Genomic DNA, 250 nt, shown 5'->3' on the forward strand with positions numbered 1-250 from the left:
CTCGGCGAGGTGGGTCTGCAGCCATAGGGTAGAGTCATTGCGCAGCAGGGCACCTGCCGCGTCCATTTGTGCTCTGGTCGAGGTGGGCGCAAAACGCGGGGTAACGCTGTAACCGAGGCGCTGCTTCCCGTGCCAGTCCTCGATGAGCCGCTCTGTGTCAGAGATACCCGAGACGCCATCCATCAAGGCATCGGGGGCATTGCGATCCATCAGTACCTTGCCTACCAGCATGCGCAGCTGCCGCTTTTGG

General features: G+C 62.0%; 1 pseudogene. It reads right to left on the bottom strand.

From position 1 onward, the window contains the following. A pseudogene (locus tag P8629_RS12420) lies at positions 1-250 on the bottom strand (guanine deaminase); the annotation flags it as partial.

It is taken from the genome of Hydrogenovibrio sp. 3SP14C1 (genome assembly GCF_029625905.1).
In the GTDB taxonomy this organism is placed as follows: domain Bacteria; phylum Pseudomonadota; class Gammaproteobacteria; order Thiomicrospirales; family Thiomicrospiraceae; genus Hydrogenovibrio.